This window comes from Streptomyces sp. NPDC045678 (assembly GCF_056432085.1).
This window is the reverse complement of sequence record NZ_JBWKJS010000001.1, coordinates 1,402,649-1,420,106: the sequence shown is the minus strand read 5'-3', so window position 1 is coordinate 1,420,106 and position 17,458 is coordinate 1,402,649. Positions and strand designations below refer to the sequence as shown.

21 protein-coding genes are annotated in these 17,458 nt (G+C 72.0%); 5 read left to right on the top strand and 16 right to left on the bottom strand.

The genetic code is table 11. From position 1 onward, the window contains the following. Window positions 1-89 precede the first annotated feature (89 nt). From AC07DO_RS06325 to AC07DO_RS06315, 3 genes are all read left to right on the top strand, one after another. Window positions 90-287: a hypothetical protein gene (locus tag AC07DO_RS06325; protein ID WP_479057427.1), complete on the top strand. Its 198-nt coding sequence runs from the start codon at window positions 90-92 to the stop codon at window positions 285-287. 63 nt (window positions 288-350) lie between these two features. Then, window positions 351-1,514 carry a chymotrypsin family serine protease gene (locus tag AC07DO_RS06320; protein WP_479057426.1) on the top strand — a complete coding sequence of 388 codons (1,164 nt, stop codon included), beginning with the start codon at window positions 351-353 and terminating at the stop codon, window positions 1,512-1,514. Between the two features lie 26 nt (window positions 1,515-1,540). Then, on the top strand, window positions 1,541-1,996 hold the full coding sequence (locus AC07DO_RS06315) for a hypothetical protein (protein WP_479057425.1): 456 nt from the start codon (window positions 1,541-1,543) through the stop codon (window positions 1,994-1,996). Window positions 1,997-2,064: 68 nt separating this feature from the next. On the opposite strand, the gene AC07DO_RS06310 is transcribed toward AC07DO_RS06315, so the two are convergent. Then, a complete protein-coding gene (locus tag AC07DO_RS06310; RefSeq protein WP_479057424.1) occupies window positions 2,065-3,516 on the bottom strand; it encodes a hypothetical protein in 1,452 nt (483 codons plus the stop codon). Between the two features lie 221 nt (window positions 3,517-3,737). On the opposite strand from AC07DO_RS06310, the gene AC07DO_RS06305 reads away from it, so the two are divergent. Then, entirely contained in the window at window positions 3,738-5,597 is a 1,860-nt protein-coding gene (locus AC07DO_RS06305) for an endonuclease/exonuclease/phosphatase family protein (RefSeq protein ID WP_479057423.1), read from the top strand. A gap of 25 nt (window positions 5,598-5,622) precedes the next feature. Here the strand turns inward: AC07DO_RS06305 and AC07DO_RS06300 are convergent, their stop codons facing one another. From AC07DO_RS06300 to AC07DO_RS06250, 11 genes are all read right to left on the bottom strand, one after another. Beyond that, on the bottom strand, window positions 5,623-6,345 hold the full coding sequence (locus AC07DO_RS06300) for an SRPBCC family protein (RefSeq protein WP_479057546.1): 723 nt from the start codon (window positions 6,343-6,345) through the stop codon (window positions 5,623-5,625). A gap of 181 nt (window positions 6,346-6,526) precedes the next feature. Then, the gene (locus AC07DO_RS06295) at window positions 6,527-7,159 is read right to left on the bottom strand and encodes an antibiotic biosynthesis monooxygenase (protein ID WP_479057422.1); all 633 of its coding nucleotides are present in this window, start codon (window positions 7,157-7,159) and stop codon (window positions 6,527-6,529) included. Window positions 7,160-7,251: 92 nt separating this feature from the next. Further along, window positions 7,252-8,052, bottom strand: a complete 801-nt coding sequence (locus AC07DO_RS06290) for an SGNH/GDSL hydrolase family protein (RefSeq protein WP_479057421.1) — start codon at window positions 8,050-8,052, stop codon at window positions 7,252-7,254. Window positions 8,053-8,332: 280 nt separating this feature from the next. Continuing rightward, on the bottom strand, window positions 8,333-8,599 hold the full coding sequence (locus AC07DO_RS06285; RefSeq protein WP_479057420.1) for a DUF4235 domain-containing protein: 267 nt from the start codon (window positions 8,597-8,599) through the stop codon (window positions 8,333-8,335). Further along, window positions 8,599-9,255, bottom strand: a complete 657-nt coding sequence (locus tag AC07DO_RS06280) for a DUF3618 domain-containing protein (RefSeq protein WP_479057419.1) — start codon at window positions 9,253-9,255, stop codon at window positions 8,599-8,601. Before AC07DO_RS06280 ends, AC07DO_RS06285 begins: the two co-directional genes overlap by 1 nt. Beyond that, on the bottom strand, window positions 9,252-9,674 hold the full coding sequence (locus AC07DO_RS06275; protein WP_479057418.1) for a phage holin family protein: 423 nt from the start codon (window positions 9,672-9,674) through the stop codon (window positions 9,252-9,254). The genes AC07DO_RS06280 and AC07DO_RS06275 overlap by 4 nt, the downstream gene beginning before the upstream one ends. A 152-nt stretch (window positions 9,675-9,826) precedes the next feature. Continuing rightward, complete coding sequence (locus AC07DO_RS06270) at window positions 9,827-11,062, bottom strand: WD40 repeat domain-containing protein (RefSeq protein WP_479057417.1); 1,236 nt, start codon at window positions 11,060-11,062, stop codon at window positions 9,827-9,829. Then, the gene (locus tag AC07DO_RS06265; protein WP_479057416.1) at window positions 11,059-11,655 is read right to left on the bottom strand and encodes a SigE family RNA polymerase sigma factor; all 597 of its coding nucleotides are present in this window, start codon (window positions 11,653-11,655) and stop codon (window positions 11,059-11,061) included. Before AC07DO_RS06265 ends, AC07DO_RS06270 begins: the two co-directional genes overlap by 4 nt. Before the next feature lie 164 nt (window positions 11,656-11,819). Further along, entirely contained in the window at window positions 11,820-12,428 is a 609-nt protein-coding gene (locus AC07DO_RS06260) for a hypothetical protein (protein ID WP_479057415.1), read from the bottom strand. 29 nt (window positions 12,429-12,457) lie between these two features. Next, window positions 12,458-13,447: a 2,3,4,5-tetrahydropyridine-2,6-dicarboxylate N-succinyltransferase gene (dapD, locus tag AC07DO_RS06255; RefSeq protein ID WP_479057414.1), complete on the bottom strand. Its 990-nt coding sequence runs from the start codon at window positions 13,445-13,447 to the stop codon at window positions 12,458-12,460. Between the two features lie 9 nt (window positions 13,448-13,456). Continuing rightward, a complete protein-coding gene (locus tag AC07DO_RS06250; RefSeq protein ID WP_479057545.1) occupies window positions 13,457-14,659 on the bottom strand; it encodes an MFS transporter in 1,203 nt (400 codons plus the stop codon). 132 nt (window positions 14,660-14,791) lie between these two features. Between AC07DO_RS06250 and AC07DO_RS06245 the strand changes: the two genes are divergently transcribed. Next, the gene (locus AC07DO_RS06245) at window positions 14,792-15,682 is read left to right on the top strand and encodes a winged helix-turn-helix transcriptional regulator (RefSeq protein ID WP_479057413.1); all 891 of its coding nucleotides are present in this window, start codon (window positions 14,792-14,794) and stop codon (window positions 15,680-15,682) included. Window positions 15,683-15,740: 58 nt separating this feature from the next. Here AC07DO_RS06245 and AC07DO_RS06240 read toward each other — a convergent pair whose 3' ends face one another. From AC07DO_RS06240 to AC07DO_RS06225, 4 genes are all read right to left on the bottom strand, one after another. Continuing rightward, window positions 15,741-15,968: a hypothetical protein gene (locus tag AC07DO_RS06240; RefSeq protein ID WP_479057412.1), complete on the bottom strand. Its 228-nt coding sequence runs from the start codon at window positions 15,966-15,968 to the stop codon at window positions 15,741-15,743. Next, window positions 15,947-16,435, bottom strand: coding sequence for a hypothetical protein (locus AC07DO_RS06235; protein ID WP_479057411.1), 489 nt, complete (start codon window positions 16,433-16,435; stop codon window positions 15,947-15,949). Before AC07DO_RS06235 ends, AC07DO_RS06240 begins: the two co-directional genes overlap by 22 nt. 114 nt (window positions 16,436-16,549) lie before the next feature. Then, complete coding sequence (locus AC07DO_RS06230; RefSeq protein WP_479057410.1) at window positions 16,550-17,095, bottom strand: TetR/AcrR family transcriptional regulator; 546 nt, start codon at window positions 17,093-17,095, stop codon at window positions 16,550-16,552. After that, window positions 17,095-17,415, bottom strand: a complete 321-nt coding sequence (locus AC07DO_RS06225) for a DMT family transporter (RefSeq protein ID WP_466137848.1) — start codon at window positions 17,413-17,415, stop codon at window positions 17,095-17,097. The genes AC07DO_RS06230 and AC07DO_RS06225 overlap by 1 nt, the downstream gene beginning before the upstream one ends. Between the last annotated feature and the right edge of the window lie 43 nt (window positions 17,416-17,458).

Genomic DNA, 17,458 nt, shown 5'->3' with positions numbered 1-17,458 from the left:
ATCACCTACGTGCAGTGCTGCACCACCCGCACGGGGAGGCGAGCCGAGTGGACGCACATCAGGCACGCAGCCTCCATGAGGGCCGGCTGATGAGGCTGGCCAATGTCACCGGAGTCGGCACCGGCAGGGACGAACACTCGAGTCAGGACGTGATCGTCGTCTTTGTCACCCATCTGGTGCCCCGTGACCGGCTCCGTGACGCAGACGTGGTTCCGGACACGCTCGAAGGCGTCCCCGTACGCGTACTCGCCATCGGCGAGGTCGACGCCCAGAACGGCGGGGCGTAGCGAGAGCGGCGCCCGGCGGACCGGAACTCCCACCCTTCGAAGGGGAAGAGGTGGTCTGGCGTGGTGAGCCAGCCCGAACTGATGCGAGGACCGACCGGCGGTCAGCTGAGCGACAGCTCCCGCCAGCAGGCGATGTCCGACTTCCTGCGGCCCCAGCAGCCGCTCGCCAACGTGGTCGGCTTCGGCCACGGTGTGAAGTGGACCGACGGGGAGCCCACGGGCGAGCCCGCCGTCGTCGTGTTCGTCACCCAGAAGGTCCCGGAGTCCATGCTCCCGGAGCGGGACGTCGTCCCGCGCCAGATGGACGACGGCACCCCGACCGACGTCGTCGCGGTGGGCCACATCGCGGCGCAGCGCCAGCAGGGCCGCGCGGGCGGTCGGCGCGCCGACGACCGCGCCTCGGTGACGTACGGTCCTGACGGCAGCGTCAGCGAGCAGCTCGCGGGCCTCGGGCAGCCGCAGCTCGAAGAGCTCGCGGGACGCGGCGCGTTCGAGCCGCAGCTCCTGAAGCGCCGGATGCGCCCGTGCCCCTCGGGCTTCTCGGTCGGCAACGTCCGGGTGACCGCGGGCACGCTCGGCAGCGTGGTCTACGACTTCCTGCCCGGCGCCTCCGTCGACCCGCCCGGCGCCGGTCTCGGGACACCGGCGAAGTTCTACATCCTGTCCAACAACCACGTGCTCGCCGACTCCAACCGGGCGCAGCCGGGCAGCGCGATCGTGCAGCCCGGCGTCTTCGACGGCGGTCAGGACCCCGCCGACCGCATCGCGACCCTGGAGCGGTTCATCACGATCCAGTTCGCCCCGCAGATCCCGCTGGAGCGGCACAACAACATCGTGGACGCGGCGCTCGGCGCGGTCGACTTCCAGGACGCGACGCGCGAGCAGTACTTCAGCGGCGCCCCGCGGGCCTGGCGGCGCAAGGCCAACGTGGCCGTCGGTGACCTGGTGAAGAAGTCCGGCAGGACGACGAACATCAGCTTCGGCCGGATCATCGCGGTCGACGCGACGGTCGACGTGAACTACGGCACGGCGGGCACGGCCCGCTTCAAGGACCAGATCGTCACGACGAACATCTCCGCGGGCGGCGACTCCGGTTCGCTGGTCACGTCGCAGGACGACGTCGCGGTGGGTCTGCTGTTCGCCGGTTCGTCGGTCGCGACCATCGTCAACCACATCGAGAACGTCCGCGCGCTGCTGCGCGTGGAGATCGCCGAGCTGCTGGCCTGACGGTCAGGACGGGAGGAGGGTTTTCCATGACCACTCAGGCACGTAGGCAGAAGGGCGGCCCGTCGCGGACGTCGGAGCACCGCTTCCACAATCCGCAGGGCGCCGAGGTCAAGACGCGCGACGAGGCGTTCGCCGCACCGATGGCCGAGGTGTCGGCCGAGGCCCTGTCGGCGGAGTGCAGGCTGACGCTCCACGCGGGCGCGGTCACGTTCGCCATCGAGGTCAAGTACAACCCCAACACCTATCCGCACGTGGTGACGGGCGGGCAGATCACGTCCGGCATCTGCGGCGCGCCGTGGGACATCACGGGCGGCTCGATCGGCGAGACGATGCGGCTCGACGCGAAGCGCGCCGGGCAGGGGTCGTGCGCGAACACGATCACGATCGTGGGCGAGTACCAGAATCCTCCGGCGTACCGGGGGACGTACGGGTTCGACGGCGCGGCGTCGTCGTTCAAGCACACGACGCGGTACGAGTGTTGAGGTGAGCGGATCCCGGGTGGGCCCGGACCTTCGGGCCCGCCCGGGGTGCTGCCGTTCGTGCGCTCGGGTCAGAGGTTCCGCGCCTTGAACGCCGCCTTGCGGGCCTCCTTCGCCACCTTCTTGTCGGGGTGCAGGCGGCCCATCGCCTCCAGGACGTCGGCCGTGGCGGGGTGCTCGACGCGCCACGCCGTGGCGAAGAAGCCGCTGTGCTGCTGGGCGAGGCCCTCGACCAGGCCCTGCAGCTCGTCCGAGTTGCCCTCGGCGGAGAGCTGCGCGGCGAGCGTGTCGATGGTCAGCCAGAAGATGAGCGCCTCCGACGGCGCGGGCACGTCCGTGGCACCGTGCTCGGCGAGCCACACCCGGGCGAGGCCGCCGAGCTCCGGGTCGTCGAGGACGTCGCGCAGCGCGGGCTCCGCCTCGTCACCGACCAGGGAGAGCGCCTGCTGGCAGCGGAGCCTGCGCAGCGGCGCGCCCTCGTCGGCACCGCGGGCCGCGGCCAGCAACTCCCGTGCGGCGGCCAGCGGTTCGTGCCGGCCGAGCCACTGCTCGATCTCCGCCTGCGCGGCGTGCTGCGGGAAGCCGGAGGTGCCGTCGAGCAACACGTCCGCACCCTTGTCCGCGAGGTCGCCGACCGCGGGCGCGTCGACGCCGGCCTCCAGCATGCGGGCGCGGACGCCGTACAGGCCGAGCGGGGTGAGCCGGACCATGCCGTAGCGGCTGACGTCCTCGTCGTCGACGGGTGCGGGCTCCGGCGGAGCCGTCTCGTCGTCGATGTCGGCCATGAGCGCTTCATCGACCGGCTGGTACTCGACGAGGCCGAGCGGCTCGAAGAGCCGGAACTGGTCGTCGAGCTTCATCATCGCGTCCGACACCTGTTCCAGGACGTCGTCCGTGGGCTCGCCCATGTCGTCGGGGACGATCATCGAGGCGGCGAGCGCGGGCAGCGGCACCGGGCTCTCGCCGCCCGCGGCGTCGCCGACGGTGAGCAGGTAGAGGTTGCCGAGGACGCCGTCGAGGAAGTCGGCCTCGACCTGCGGGTCCCAGCCGAGCTCGTCGAAGTCGACCTCGCCGTTCTCCTCGAGGACGTCGAGGAGGTTCTCCATGTCGGGCACGGTCGCGTCCGCGTACACGGTGTCGAGGGCGCCGAGCCAGATGCCGAGGACGTCCTGCGGGCTGCCCTCGGAGAGCAGCGCGAGGTCCTCGCCCTGGGTGACGGTGCCCTCCGCACCGTCCTCCTCGGCGTCCGTGACGTCGAGGAGACCGGTGTCCACCGCGACCCGCCACGCCTCGCTCGCGTACGCGGCCGCGTCCGGGTCGTCCGCCGCGAGGCCCAGCTCGGCCGCGGCAGCGGGAAGCTGCGCGTCGACGAGCTCGCCGCCCGCGCCGACGCGGGTCTCGGGTCCCGCCCAGCGGGCGAGGCGCACGGCGCGGGAGAGCAGCGGCGTGGCGAGCGCGGCCCGCGCGAGTTCCGCTTCGGAGTGCAGCAGCACCGGCGGCAGGGTGGCGGGGCTTACGGACATCGGCTGGTTCTCCTCCGGAGGGGCGGGCTCTGCAGTGGGCAAGCCTAGACGGATTTGGGACCATGCCGCCCGGTTCATGTCCCTGTCAGGAAACGTACAGCGCGGGAACACCCGGAGAACCTTGACAACTCCCCTGGTCACACAAGAGATTGACGCGCGTAGAGCGCCCGATCGGCCCTGCGCCGCAGCTTCGTTCCCTCACCCTCATCCGGAGTTCCCAGATGCCTCACATATCGTCGCCCCGCCTGCCGGGTTCCGCCGCAGTCGGTGCCGTAGTCGCCGCCGCCCTGGCGGCGGGACTGCTCGCCGCCGCCTCGTCCCCGGCCTCGGCCGACGGGGTCCGCATCCACGACATCCAGGGCACCACCCGTACGTCGCCCCTGGTGGGGCAGCAGGTCAGCGATGTGCCCGGCATCGTGACGGGCGTGCGCGGCTACGGCTCGAAGGGCTTCTGGATCCAGTCCGCCAAGGGCGCGGCCGATGACGACGCGGCCACCAGCGAGGGCGTCTTCGTCTTCACCGGCTCCGCGCCGCTCACGGTCAGGACGGGTGACGCGGTACGGGTCTCGGGCACGGTCGGCGAGTACGTTCCCGGGGGCGCGGGATCCGGCAACCAGTCCCTGACGCAGATCACCAAGCCGACGGTGACCGTGGAGTCCTCCGGCAACGCGCTGCCCGCCCCGGTCGCGGTCACCGCCAAGTCCGTGCCCGGTCGTTACGCGCCTGCGGGCGACCCCGCGCAGGGCGGCAGCATCAACGCGCTGCCGCTGAAGCCGCGCTCGTACGCCCTCGACCTCTACGAGTCGCTGGAGGGCATGAACGTACGGATCGGCGGCTCCCGCGTGGTCGGTGCGACCGACGCGTACAACGAGCTCTGGGTAACGGTGAAGAAGCACGAGAACCCGAACCGGCGCGGCGGCACCGTCTACGGCTCGTACGGCGCGCAGAACGGCGGGCGGCTCCAGATCCAGCAGCTCGCCCCGGTCTCCGAGCAGCCGTTCCCGAAGGCGAACGTCGGTGACGTGCTGCGCGGCGGCGCCGCGGGCCCCCTGGACTTCAACCAGTTCGGCGGCTACACCCTGGTGGCGCGCGAGCTCGGCGACGTCGTCGACAAGGGCCTCAAGCGGGAGAAGACGCGGCGGCAGGCCAAGGGCGAGCTCGCCGTGGCCACGTACAACGTCGAGAACCTCGACCCGACCGACCCGCAGAAGAAGTTCGACGCGCTGGCGGGCGCGGTCGTCGCGAACCTCTCCTCGCCCGACATCGTGGCCCTGGAGGAGATCCAGGACGACAACGGGGCGAAGAACGACGGCACGGTCTCCGCGGAGGCGACGCTGAAGAAGTTCACGGACGCGATCGTCGCGGCGGGCGGGCCGCGCTACGCGTGGCGGTCCGTCGACCCGCAGAACAACAAGGACGGCGGCGAGCCCGGCGGCAACATCCGCCAGGTCTTCCTCTACAACCCGGAGCGGGTCTCGTTCACCGAGCGCGCGCCCGGCGACGCGACGACGCCCACCGAGGTGGTGCGCGAGGGCGGCCGCGCCGCGCTGAGCCACTCCCCCGGGCGCGTCGACCCGGGCAACGCGGCGTGGGCGGACAGCCGCAAGCCGCTGGCCGGTGAGTTCACCTTCCGTGGCCGCACCGTCTTCGTGATCGCCAACCACTTCGGGTCCAAGGGCGGCGACGAGGGGCTGACCTCGCACCACCAGCCGCCGGTGCGCTCCTCCGAGGCCAAGCGGCTGCTGCAGGCGCAGGCGGTGAACGGCTTCGTGAAGGACATCCGCAAGGTCCAGCGGAACGCCGACGTCGTCGTGCTCGGCGACATCAACGACTTCGAGTTCTCGGCCGCCACCAAGGCCCTTGAGGACGGCGGCGCGCTGCGTTCGGCGGTCGGGTCGCTGCCGAGGAGCGAGCGCTACTCGTACGTCTACCAGGGCAACTCGCAGGTCCTCGACCAGATCCTGACCAGCCCGGGGGTGGGTGACGCGGACGACGTCAGCTTCGACAGCGTGCACATCAACGCGGAGTTCGCGGAGCAGAACAGCGACCACGACCCGCAGGTGCTGCGCTTCAGGCCCTGATGCGGGGCGGGCCGGCCGGGCCGCCTCAGCCGTAGAGGTGGTCCAGCCAGTCCTGCCAGGCCAGTTCGGTGCCCTTGGCGTCGGCGTGCGCGCCGAAGTCGTGGACGCTGACGCCGACCGGGGCGCCGAAGTGGTTGCGGCCGTAGAAGCGGTGCAGCGTCTCGTCGGCGCGCAGGCCGATGAAGTACCGGCTGCGGAAGTCGATCACCGCGTCCAGCTCCCCGCCCGCGGCCTGCACCCGTACGCGCGCGCCGTCCGTGGCGTCGTCGGGCAGGCCGAGCGCCCTGGCCAGCCTGACGAAGGCGTCCGGGGCGGCGGAGGCGCGCGGGCCGTGCAGGGACGAGTAGGCGACGGGGCGGCCCTCGAAGTACGCCATGTACTGGCCCAGGGTGTGCAGGTGGAAGTCGGTGTGCTGCACGGCGCCGTCGTACTGCGTGTCCCAGTCGCCGGTGAAGATGCCGCTGTGCACGTGGCGCAGCCAGGAGCGGCGGCCGCCGTCGCGCGCCTCGATGACGTGGTCGAGCTCGTCGAGGCTCTGGCCGGGTATGCCGTCCGGGTCCTCGACGCGGGCGGTGAGGCGGTGGGGCGGGTCCCAGCGGGTGACGGTGCCGCCGGAGGGGGCGGCGCCGCCCTCGCGGGGTTCGTACTTCATGGGCCACAGCCAGCCGCCGGTGCCGGTGGTGAGGGCGCCCCAGAGCCTGGCCGGGGAGCCCTCGACCTCCAGTTCCCGGACGATCTCGAAGGCCATGCCCGTGCCGCCGTTCCCGCCCGTCGCGGCGGCGCTGCCGACGGCTTCCGCCTTGCCGGGCCTGCGCCTGCGCGGCCTGCCCCGGCCGGCCCTCCCGTCCCCGCTCATGGCTCCACCGTCCCGCCGCCTCCAGGGGCTGTCCAGGAGAGCGGGGCGGTCGGCGGTGCGGGGCGGGGAGAATCTACGCCTTGCTCGGTACGAAGCCGTACGCGAAGCGGTACCGGGCGCCCGCTCCGCCGCCCTCCGTGTAGGTGACGACGCGCTTGCCGTCCAGGGTGAGGTGGAAGTGCGCGGCGCAGGGGCCGGGGGTGTCGGCGGTGCCCCCGTCCAGGGCTGCGACCGCCCCGTCCGCCCAGGCGCGCTGCCCCTCGGGGTCGGGGCTTTCGAAGTCGGTCAGGGTGATCGCCACCGTGCCGGGCTCACGGGCCTCACCTGTCCGGCCTTCGGTCCAACTGCGGTAAAGCCGCGTCTTGTTGAGGCCGAGCCGCTCGATGCCCGGCACGGCCGCGTCGATCTCGGAGTTCCTGGCGTCCCTGCCGTTGCCGACGCTCGCGAAGAAGTCCTGGTACGCCTCTTCGTCCCGCCACTGCGAGTAATGCAGGAGGGTCGACCCGTCGGAGCCGGCGTACACCGTGTACGAGAGGAGCCCTTCGTGCGGCCAGGGGCGGGTCTCCCAGGCCTTCGTGAGGGCGTCCAGGGTGGCCCGCAGCCGCTCCGGTGAGCCGGTGCTCCACGTGCTGATGAAGGTGAGGCCTCCGTCGGCGCGGGCCGGGTCGGGGAGGCTGCCGGTGCTGAGGGTGGTGATCGCGGGCATGGCGTGATCCGTCCGTATCGGTCGAGGTCGAATGCCGGAGCGGGTGACCGCTCGGTGCACGCACCACCCTCCGACCTCAACCAAGGTCGAGGTCAAGCCCGTTCGTGATGTGCCGCCGTCACCGCCTCCAGCGCCGGACGTTTCGCCTCCCGGCCGTCACCCGATGAGCGTCCCCGCACGCGGCGCCACAGCCAGGGGCCCATGAACCCGGCGAACCAGCGCGCCTCCGCCGTCACCGCCCCGAGCACCGACACGGGGGCCAGCGGCGGCAGCGGGCTCAGCCAGCTCTCGTGCCCGGCGAGGCCGAGGGCTTCCGCCATGCCCGCGGCGATCCGGGCGTGGCCGAGCGGGCTCGCGTGCATGCGGTCGCGGCTCCACAGCCGCGGATCGGTGGTGATGCGGTGCGGGAACGTGTCGAAGACGATCACGCCGTGCCGGTCGGCGGCCGCGCGGATCCGGGCGTTGAGGTCCAGGACGCGGGGCAGCGCGCGCCGTGCGAGCGGCGAGACGCGCCCGATGTCGGGGAAGGTGACGGTGGCCACGCGCGCGCCCGCCGCGGTGAGCTCGGTGAACATCTCCTCGGTGTCCGCGGCGACGCGCGCCGCGTCGTAGCCCGGCCGCACCAGGTCGTTCATGCCCGCCATGACGGTCACGAGATCCGGCTTCAGCGCGAGGGCGGGGCCGAGCTGCTCCGCCTTGATCAGCGCCGTCCGACGGCCGCGCACGGCGAGGTTGGCGTAGGTGAAGTCCGGGTGCCCGGCGGCGAGGATCTCGGCGAGCCGGTCGGCCCAGCCGCGGTAGCCGCGCACTTCGTCGCCGTCCCCGAGGCCCTCCGTCTGACTGTCGCCGATCGCGACGTACCGCGCGTACGGATGCTGCTGCGTCGTGGCCATGGCCCGAAGCTTCCTCCGGGCGTCCTGCCCCGTCAACGCGGTCCTGCCGGGGCTGATCGGCCGCCGCCGCGGGCGGAGTTGACGACGGCGCGGACACCGCCAGGCGGCGGGCGACGGCGGCGCCGATGCCGGACGAGGAGCCCGTCACCGGAGTGCCGCGCCGCTCCTCCCGGTCGGCGCCGTCGCCGCCGTCGTGTTCAGTTTCGTGCGTCGTGCCGTGGCCTCTGTGCCGGTCCGGCCCGTCGGCGCTCGCGCCGGTCCTGCCGGACGGGCATGGCCGTCAGCCCGGCCAGCGGCCCGTCATACGCCGCACGCCGACCGCGCCGCCACGGTCCACCGCGGCCTTGACCACGGCGAAGATGGCGCCCTGGAGCGCGGCGGCGACGAGGATCTCGTTCCAGGAGCGTTCCTCGTCGTGCGCGTCCGGCGCGTCGTCCTCGCCCGCCACGGCCTTCCAGGTACGGCGGAAGACCGCGCCCGCGACCGCGCCGCCCAGCATGCCGAAGGCCATGCCGAGCGGCTTGTAGAGGATCGTCGTCCCGCTCATCAGCGGCCGTTCCGCTTCCCGCGGCGGAGCAGCAGCCAGGCCACCAGGACGCCCGCCCCGGCCGCGGCGACCGTCCGCGGGTGGCGGCCGCCGATCCGTGCGACGCCGCTCGCCGCGGCCCGCACGGGCTCGGGCGCGCCGTCCTGCACGCGGCGCGCGGCCTCGGCCACCTTCTCCTCGGCCTGGAGCACGGCAGGGTGCTGTTCCGCGCGCGCCTTGCCCTCCAGCACGGCGCCCTTGGCGCGCCCGGCACCCTCGGCCGCGATGCCCTTGGCGCGTCCTGCGCCTTCCGCCGCCAGGCCCTTGGCCCGTGCGGCGCCCTCGACCGCCTTGCCCTTGGCGCGGGCCGCGCCCTCCGCCGTGGCGCTCTTCGCCTGTCCGGCCTCGTCCGTGGCCCTGCCCTTGGCGCGCGCCGCCTGTTCCGTCACCTTGTCCTTCACCTGTGCCGCCGTCCCTTGTACGTGGTCCTTCACCGCCGCGGCCCGTTCCCGGGCGCGGGCCTTCACATCCGCCTTCGCCGCGAGTTCCTCGACGGTCTCGCCGAGGTTGCCGCGGGTCTCCTGGATCTGCCGGCGCAGTTCGTCGGGCCCCTTGGCGCCCGTGTCCTTCTTCGCGGCGTCCTTCGCGTTCTCGGCGTCCTTGGGGGTGTCCGTCATCGGTGCGCCCTTTCCTTGATCTCGTCGACATCCGCCTTGACGCTGTCCATCGCCTCCTGCGGCACGGGGGGCACCGCGCGGGCCAGCTGCTTCCGGCCCAGCACGGCGAGCACCCCGGCCACGACGAAGAGCACGCCGGTGACGATGAGGGCCGCGCCCCAGACGGGCAGAGTCAGCGCGAGTGCCGCGACCGCCGTGGCGGCGAGCGCCATGAGTCCGACGTACGAGACCGCGCCGGCCGCTCCGAGGAGCCCTCCGCCACGGCCCGCGCGTTTGCCCTTGGCTGCCATCTCCTGTCCGGCGAGCCGCATTTCCTGGCGTACGAGTTCCGAGAGCTGCGCGGTGGCACGCTCGACGAGCTCTCCCACCGAGTGCTGCGCGTGATCGCGCGTCGGCTGCTCGCCCATGGTCCCGGTCACGGGGTCCGCCTCCCTTCTGGCTGGGATGGCCGAGTACCCGCACCGGGCGACGCTATCCCCGCTGATCTCCGTAACCCTGCGGATCTCCGGTGAACCGCGCCAACTCCGCCTGGCGCCGGTCGAGTCGTGGCTGAAGGAGCGCGCCTCCGCCATCAGATCGGTCGGCGTTCGGCGAAGATCGGCGTCCAGCGCCCGACGCCGTCGGCCTTCGACGAGCGGTAGCCGCTGAGCGGGACGGTCTTCTTGCTCCCGATGGTGACGAGGACGAGCCGGTTGCGGTACTCGCTGGTGCCGGGTGCGATGTCCCAGGCGATGAGCCGCTTGTCGTCGGCCCAGGCGAGCAGCTCCTGACCGGGCAGCTTGGCGACCCGCTCGCCGGTGAGGGGATCGAGGATCTCGGTGGCGGTGGTCTTGGCGCCGCCCGCGAAGTCACCTGCGGCGAGCTTCCCGTTCGGGGAGAGCCGCGCCTCGACGAACCACGACAGGTGCCTCTCCCGCTCGGGCGTCTTCGTCTTCCGCCCCTGGAAGTCGTAGTACTGCCGGCCGGGTGCGCGGATGAGACCCGAGCGGACCAGTGAGCCGTCCTCGCTGAAGCCGAAGTCCTGCCTGGTGTTGATGTCCGACATGCCGAAGCCGCCGCTCTTGGTCTTCACCTCGCTCCAACCGCCGCCCCCCGAGGCCACGTCGAGGACGTAGAAGCCGGTCCTGCTCGGGTCGGCGGGCCCCGGCTCCTCGTGCTTGCCGTCGCTCATCGGCCGGTCCTTGTCGAGCCGGTCCGGGTCGTCCGCGTACGTCGTCGCGACGAGCTTCCTGCCGTCGGGCGAGAACGCGACGCCTCCGACCCCGTGGTCCACCGGGAGCCAGCGTTCGACCTTGCCCGTGATCAGGTTCAGCAGGCCGATCCGCTTCGTGGGCAGACCGCGCTCCAGGACGGCGGCGGTCCGCATGCCGGGCGCGACGGCCAGCCACGACCAGCGGGAATCCTCGCGGTAGGTGCCGGTCTTCTGGTCGAGCAGCGAGTAGGTGCGGGTGAAGACGGCGTCACCGTCGGGCTGCTTGACGCGCTTGCTCGTGCTGTACGCGGCGAGCGCCGTCCCGCCCGCGGCGATCAGCTCCCGCGGTGGCGTCTGGCCGGGGTGCGCGATGACGTCGCCGGTCCGCAGCTCGCCGGCCGGGCGCGGGCCCCGCTCCTCGGAGTCCGAGTCGATGGCCGGCACCGCCACGCCCACGACGGCGGCCGTCACCACGGCCAGCGAGGTGCCCACGATCGCCCGGGTCCTGCGCCGCCGGCGCACGGCGAGCACGCGGTCGGCGAAGTCCCCCGGCACGGGCGGCCCTTGGTCCGCCTGCTCCCGCAGCGACTCGCGCACCAGTTCTGCCACGTTCACGGTGTTACCTCCATGGGCGAGAAGTCACGGGAGTCGGATGAGTCGGATGAGTCGGCGGATTCAGGAGAAACGGCCCGCTCCGTGGTGTCGAAGCGGTCGAGGTGCGCGAGCTCGGGCGCGAGGCCGCGCAGCCGGGCGAGCGAGCGGTGCGCGGTGCTGCGCACGGTGCCGACGGAGCAGCCGAGCACGGCGGCGACCTCCGCCTCCGGCAGGTCCTCGTAGTAGCGCAGGACGAGTACGGTGCGCTGCCGAGCGGTGAGCTTGGCGAGGGCCCCGCGCATCACGATGCGCAGCTCCGCCGCGGCCGTGCCGTCCCCCGACGCGGCACGCTCCGGCGGTTCGGCGACGGCCAGTTCGCGCCGCGGCCACTTCAGCCGCCACCGGCTGACCTGCTGCCGGTACAGGATCCGGCGTACGTACGCCTCCGGCTCGTCGATCCGCTGCCACCGCCCGGCCGCCTTGACGAGCGCGTTCTGCAGCAGGTCCTCGCCCGCGTGCCGGTCGCCCCCGCTGAGCAGTACGGCGGTCTTCAGCAGCGCCGACGATCTGGTCGCCACGAATTCCCGGAAACTGTCCTGCTCATGGGCATCCATCGTCACCTTCGCTCCCTGGTGGGCCTGTTGCCCTCCCGCATGGATGAGGACGGGTCCAGGCGGCTCCCGCTATGCCTCTCGAAGAGAAAACCCCGCACGAAACAACCCGCACGACAAAAGAAAGCGGCCGCCCCCAAAGGGACGACCGCTCCGGCATGCCTCACTCAGCCCGCTGCCGGAAACCCTCCGGCCTTGGTCCAGCGCAGCGTGTCGCTGCCCCGGCTGAACGTGACCTTCTTGCCTCCGGGGGCGACGACGATCTTCTCCCAGCCGTCGAAGTCCGTCGTGAGGTGCTTGTCCCACTTGGTCAGCGGGCCCACGGCCACCGCGGCGACCGACTCGGTCGGCGGCTCGCCGTCCGCGCAGTACACGCCGAAGTCGCCGAAGGCCGCGACCGTGCCGTCCTTGGCCTTGAGCGTGATGCCCTGGCAGGCGTCGGTCTTCGTCCTGTACACGACGGCCGACTTGGACCAGCCCTTGGCCGCGGGGCTGTAGTCCTGCACGAACAGGCCCTTGCCGCGCATGTAGTGCATGGCCACGCGGCGCCCGTCGGCGAGCTTGACCTGCGCGTCGAACGGGCTCGGGCTGCCGCTCCAGGGGATGTCGCTCTTGCGCAGCGGGGAGCTGTGGTCGCCGGTCGCCGCGCGGCTCACCTGGTGCGCGCCGCCGCGGGCGTCGTCGCGGGGCTGCCCCACGCTCTGCCCGCACCCGGCCACCAGGCCGAGCACCGCGGCGGTGCCGAGGGCCAGCGCCCGTACACCCGTTCTGTTCATGTCGTTCCCCTGTTGAGCGGCGGCGTCGGTCAGTTGTGGCTGTGCAGCACGTCGTTCAGGCCGCCCCACACCGCGTTGTTCGGGCGGGCCTCGACGGCGCCGGTGACCGAGTTGCGGCGGAAGAGGATGTGGGAGGCGCCGGAGAGCTCGCGGGCCTTGACGATCTGTCCGTCGGGCATGGTCACGCGCGTGCCCGCGGTGACGTACAGACCGGCCTCGACGACGCACTCGTCGCCCAGCGCGATGCCGACGCCCGCCTCGGCGCCGACGAGGCAGCGCTCGCCGATGACGATGCGCACGTTGCCGCCGCCGGAGAGCGTGCCCATGGTGGAGGCACCGCCGCCGATGTCCGAGCCGTTGCCGACGACGACACCGGCGGAGATGCGGCCCTCGACCATGGAGGTGCCGAGGGTTCCCGCGTTGAAGTTCACGAAGCCCTCGTGCATGACCGTGGTGCCCTCGGCGAGGTGCGCGCCGAGCCGCACGCGGTCGGCGTCGGCGATGCGGACGCCCTTCGGCGTGACGTAGTCCGTCATGCGGGGGAACTTGTCGATGGACGTCACGGCGAGGTGGAGGCCCTCGGCACGGGCGTTGAGGCGCACCTTCTCGACGTCGTCGACGGCGACCGGGCCGAGCGAGGTCCAGGCGACGTTGGCGAGGAAGGCGAACTGGCCGTCGAGGTTCACGCCATGCGGCTTGACCAGGCGGTGCGAGAGCAGGTGCAGGCGCAGGTAGACGTCGTGGGCGTCCAGCGGCTTGTCGTCGAGGGACGCGATGACCGTACGGACAGCGATGATCTCCACGCCACGGCGGGCGTCCGGCCCGATGGCCTTCGCGGCGCCCTCACCGAGCAGCTCCACGGCGCGCTCGGCGGTCAGCCGCTCGCTGCCGGCGGGACCCGGCTCGGCGACGAGCTCGGGGGCGGGGAACCAGGTGTCGAGAACGGTGCCGTCGGCGGTGACGGTGGCGAGGCCTGCGGCGACGGCGCCGGTGGTGCGGGAAGCGTTCGTGTCGGTCATGGGTGAAACCTAACCGGAGGTGTGCCGCGTGGGCGAACCGGTCTCAAGGTCCGGGCCGCCCGCGGCCACGGCTGCGGCCACCGCTGCGGAGGGCTGCCGCGACCGGCCCCGCCCCGCCGCGAGGACCAGGCATCCCGCCGCCCCCGCGAGCGCCGCGCAGACCGGCCACAGCAGGCCTGGCGCCACGGAGTAGAGCGCCCCGCCGAGCGGTGCCGAGAGCACGACGCCGCTGACCGAGACGCCCGAGTACAGGCTCTGGAAGCGGCCCTGCACGTGTGCCGGGGCGTGATCGGCGACGTACGCGGTGGCCGGTGTCTTGTAGAGGATCTCCCCCGCGGTGAGCAGCAGCATCATGGTCACGGCGGTGCCGAGCCCGGTGCCGAGGGCGAGCACGGCGCAGCCCGCGCCGACGAGCAGCAGGCCGGAGCCGATGATGCGCAGCGGCGCCCGGTCGCGCATGGCGAGGGTGGCGGGGAGTTCGAGGAGCAGGATGACGCCGCCGTTGATCGCGAGGAGCCAGCCGTAGACGCCGGTGCCGAGGCCGTGCCGGTCGAGGTCGACGGGGAGGGTCGAGTACTGCTGCCGGTAGACGAGGTCGGTGAGGAGGACGGCGACGAGCAGGACGAGGACGGTGGGGCGCTCGCGAAGGGCCGCGAAGACACCCTTCCGCGGTCCTTCTCCGGTGTCCGCGCGGTCCGGTCCGGAGCGCGCGGCGGCGCGGGCGGGCAGGATCCGCGCGGCGTACGCGGCGAAGACCAGAGTGCCGATTCCGTCGATGACGAAGAGCCAGGTGTACGAGGTGTGGGCGATGAGGAGCGCGCCGAGCGGTGGCCCGACGGTGAAGCCCGCGTTGCCCGCGAACCGGTGGACGGCGAACCCCTGACGGCGCGCCCCCTCGGGGACGGACACGGCGACGAGGGCGCCGGTGGCGGCGCGCACGCAGCCGCCCGCGTACTGGCTCAGCGGCGGCACGACGTACAGCAGCGCGACGGGCAGGAACGGCAGTGCCAGTACGCCCGCACCGCTGATCAGCGATCCGACGAGCAGGACGCGCCGGTGGCCCGAGCGGTCGCCGAACCAGCCGCCGGTGAAGTTGCCCGCGACCATGCCGACGCCGCCGATGCCGCTGATCAGTCCGGCCTGGGCGACGGGGAGGCCGCGTTCGTCCGTCAGATAGACGAAGAAGTAGACGAAGGTGAAGGCGACGACCATGTTGAAGAACTGACCGGCGGCGAGCAGCCACACCGTCCTCGGCACATCACGCACGTCGCCCCCCGGCAGATCATGGAGCCGACCCCTCCGAGTCAGTTCCTTTTGGGAACGGACTATGTCAGCATGTGCGTCATGGCGCAACGGACCCGGCTCGACGACGACCACTGCGCGATCGCGCAGGCGCTGGACGTCGTCGGCGACTGGTGGACCCTGCTGATCGTGCGCGACGCGGCGCGGGGGGTGCGCCGCTTCGACGAGATGCAGCGCGAACTGGGCGTGTCCCGCAAGGTGTTGAGCGAGCGGCTGAAGCTTCTGGTGGAGGCGGACGTCGTCACGCGCGTCCCCTATCAGGACCGTCCGGTGCGCCACGAGTACCACCTGACGCCGCGCGGCCGCGCGCTGCTGCCCGTCCTGGTCGCCCTCCAGGACTGGGGGGACACCTGGGTGATGGGAGACGGAGAGACGATGGCGACGGCGGCGGAGACCTCACGGGAGGCGCAGCGGGTGCACGCGCTGCGCGGCACGCGCCTGCCGGAGCTGCGGCTCGTGGGACACGACGGGGAGCCGCGCGACCCGGTGTCCGCGGACACCCCGTACACGGTCCTGTACTGCTTTCCCGGCGCGTACGCCCGCAAGGACACCTACCCGCCCGGCTGGGCGCGGATCCCCGGGGCGCGCGGCTGCACGCTGGAGTCCTGCTCGTTCCGCGACCAGCTGGCGGAGTTCACCGCGGCGGGCGCCACGGTGCACGGGGTGTCGTCCCAACGCCCGGACGAGCAGCGGGAGTTCGCGGAGAAGGAGGGCCTGCGCTTTCCGCTCCTCTCGGACGCGGACCTGGCCCTGACGGCGGCCCTGCGCCTGCCGACGTTCCGCGCGGCGGGCGTGAGCCGCCTGAAGCGGCTGACGCTGGTGCTCGACGCCGACCGGACCGTACGGGACGTGCAGTACCCGATCACGGACGTCACGGCGAGCGTCGAGGAGGCGCTGCGGACGGTCAGGGGCCTCGCGTCCCGCTCCGGCTGAGATGTGCGTGCCGGAGCGGGACCTTGCGGCCGGAGAATTACGCGTACGCGCTAATTGCTCATTCCGACTGCGTGCGTTCCCGCATATAACGCAGCCCGAAATAGACCATTCCCGCCACCCCGGCCACGGCACCGACGGCACACAGCGCCACGGCCCACTGGGCCATTTCCCGTGTCATCCAGAGCAGGCTCACGGCGACCAAAGCCAGGGAGATCAGAAAGCGCTCGCCATTTCCCGGAGTCCGTCCAGGGGTGCGACGTCCCTTCAGTCCCTTGTCGCGGTGCACGAGTACTTGACGCCCTTCATTTTGATGGTCCGCCATCCTGCCATCACCCCCACCGTCGACGTGGAATTCACCGGGGCGACATCGGTCCCGCCACCACCGCCGCCGCCCTGCTTCCGGCAGTAATAGCCGAGGGCGTCGAGCTTCTTCAGGTCACTCATCGCCTGGTACTTCTTGTACGACTTGATCATGGCCGCACGCTTCTGCGCAGGCGTCGCTTCCTTGGCCTTCGTGTACGCGTAGCAACCGACGCTGGCTCCGATCCCTACCCACGATGCCCCCTTGGCCAGCGCTTTGGCAAGGCCTGCCGCCCCGCTGCCGATCCCGAGGACGGCACAGATCTCGTCCGCGCCGACGGCCTGCCGCTGCGTCGCCTCCGCCGGCTCCGAAGCCGCGTACGCCGCACTTCCCGCCACCCCGGTCAAGGCGCAGGCAATCACGACGGAAATACCTTTATGACGCATGCTCATGAACTCGTTCCCCCAAGTTCTCGCAATTGCTTGGTCAATGCACGCGGGACGCTACCAGCGGGAACTCGGCGCACGCAATGATCTTTGTCAGCAAATAGCGATTCCTTCACGCATCTACACAAGCAGCCGCCCGAGCATCTGCCGCGCATACTCCTCGTCGTACTCGCCGCCCGTGAGAAGCACGTGCAGACTGATTCCGTCCATCAGCGCGACGAGGGCGCGCGCGGTGACCGGGTCGGTGCGGAGCTCGATGACGTCGGTGAGCCCCGCGCACCATTCGGCGGCCACGGGCCGCAGCGCGGGCCGTCGCACGGCGGCGAGATAGAGTTCGTACTCCAGCTCGACCCCGGCCCGCTCCCCCGCGAACCACTCGCCGAGGACCCGCGCGAGCCCGCGGGCGAGATCGGAGAGGTCGGCCGCCGGATCCTCGAACACGTCACTGGCGGCCATCACCTTCGCGAAGCCCTCGTTGCTCTGCCGCAGCGCGGCTATGAGCAGCTCGTCGAGCGTCTTGAAGTGGTACGTGGTCGACCCGAGCGGCACGTCGGCCTCGGCGGCGACCGAGCGGTGACTGAGCCCGCCGATCCCCTTCTCCCCGACGACGCGGATCGCGGCGTCGATGATCCGCTGCCGCCGCTCGGGATCGTAACGACGCCCCATCAGTGGGCCCCGCCCAGATTGAGCACGACGACGCCCGCGATGACGAGCGCGATGCCCGCGACCTTGACCAGGTTGGCCGACTCCCCCAGGAAGAGCATGCCGATGGCGGCCACCGCGGCGGTCCCGATGCCGGCCCAGATCGCATAGGCCGTGCCGACGGACAGGGTCTTCAGGGTCTGCGCGAGCAGCGTGAAGGCAAGCAGGTACCCCGCGACGGTGATCAGCGACGGAACCAGCCTGCTGAACCCCTCGCTGTACTTCATGGCCGTGGTCCCGGCCACCTCCGCCGCGATGGCCGCGGCCAGCAGTGCGTATCCCATGCGTACGAGTGTACATATCGATGCGTACACTCGTACACAAAAG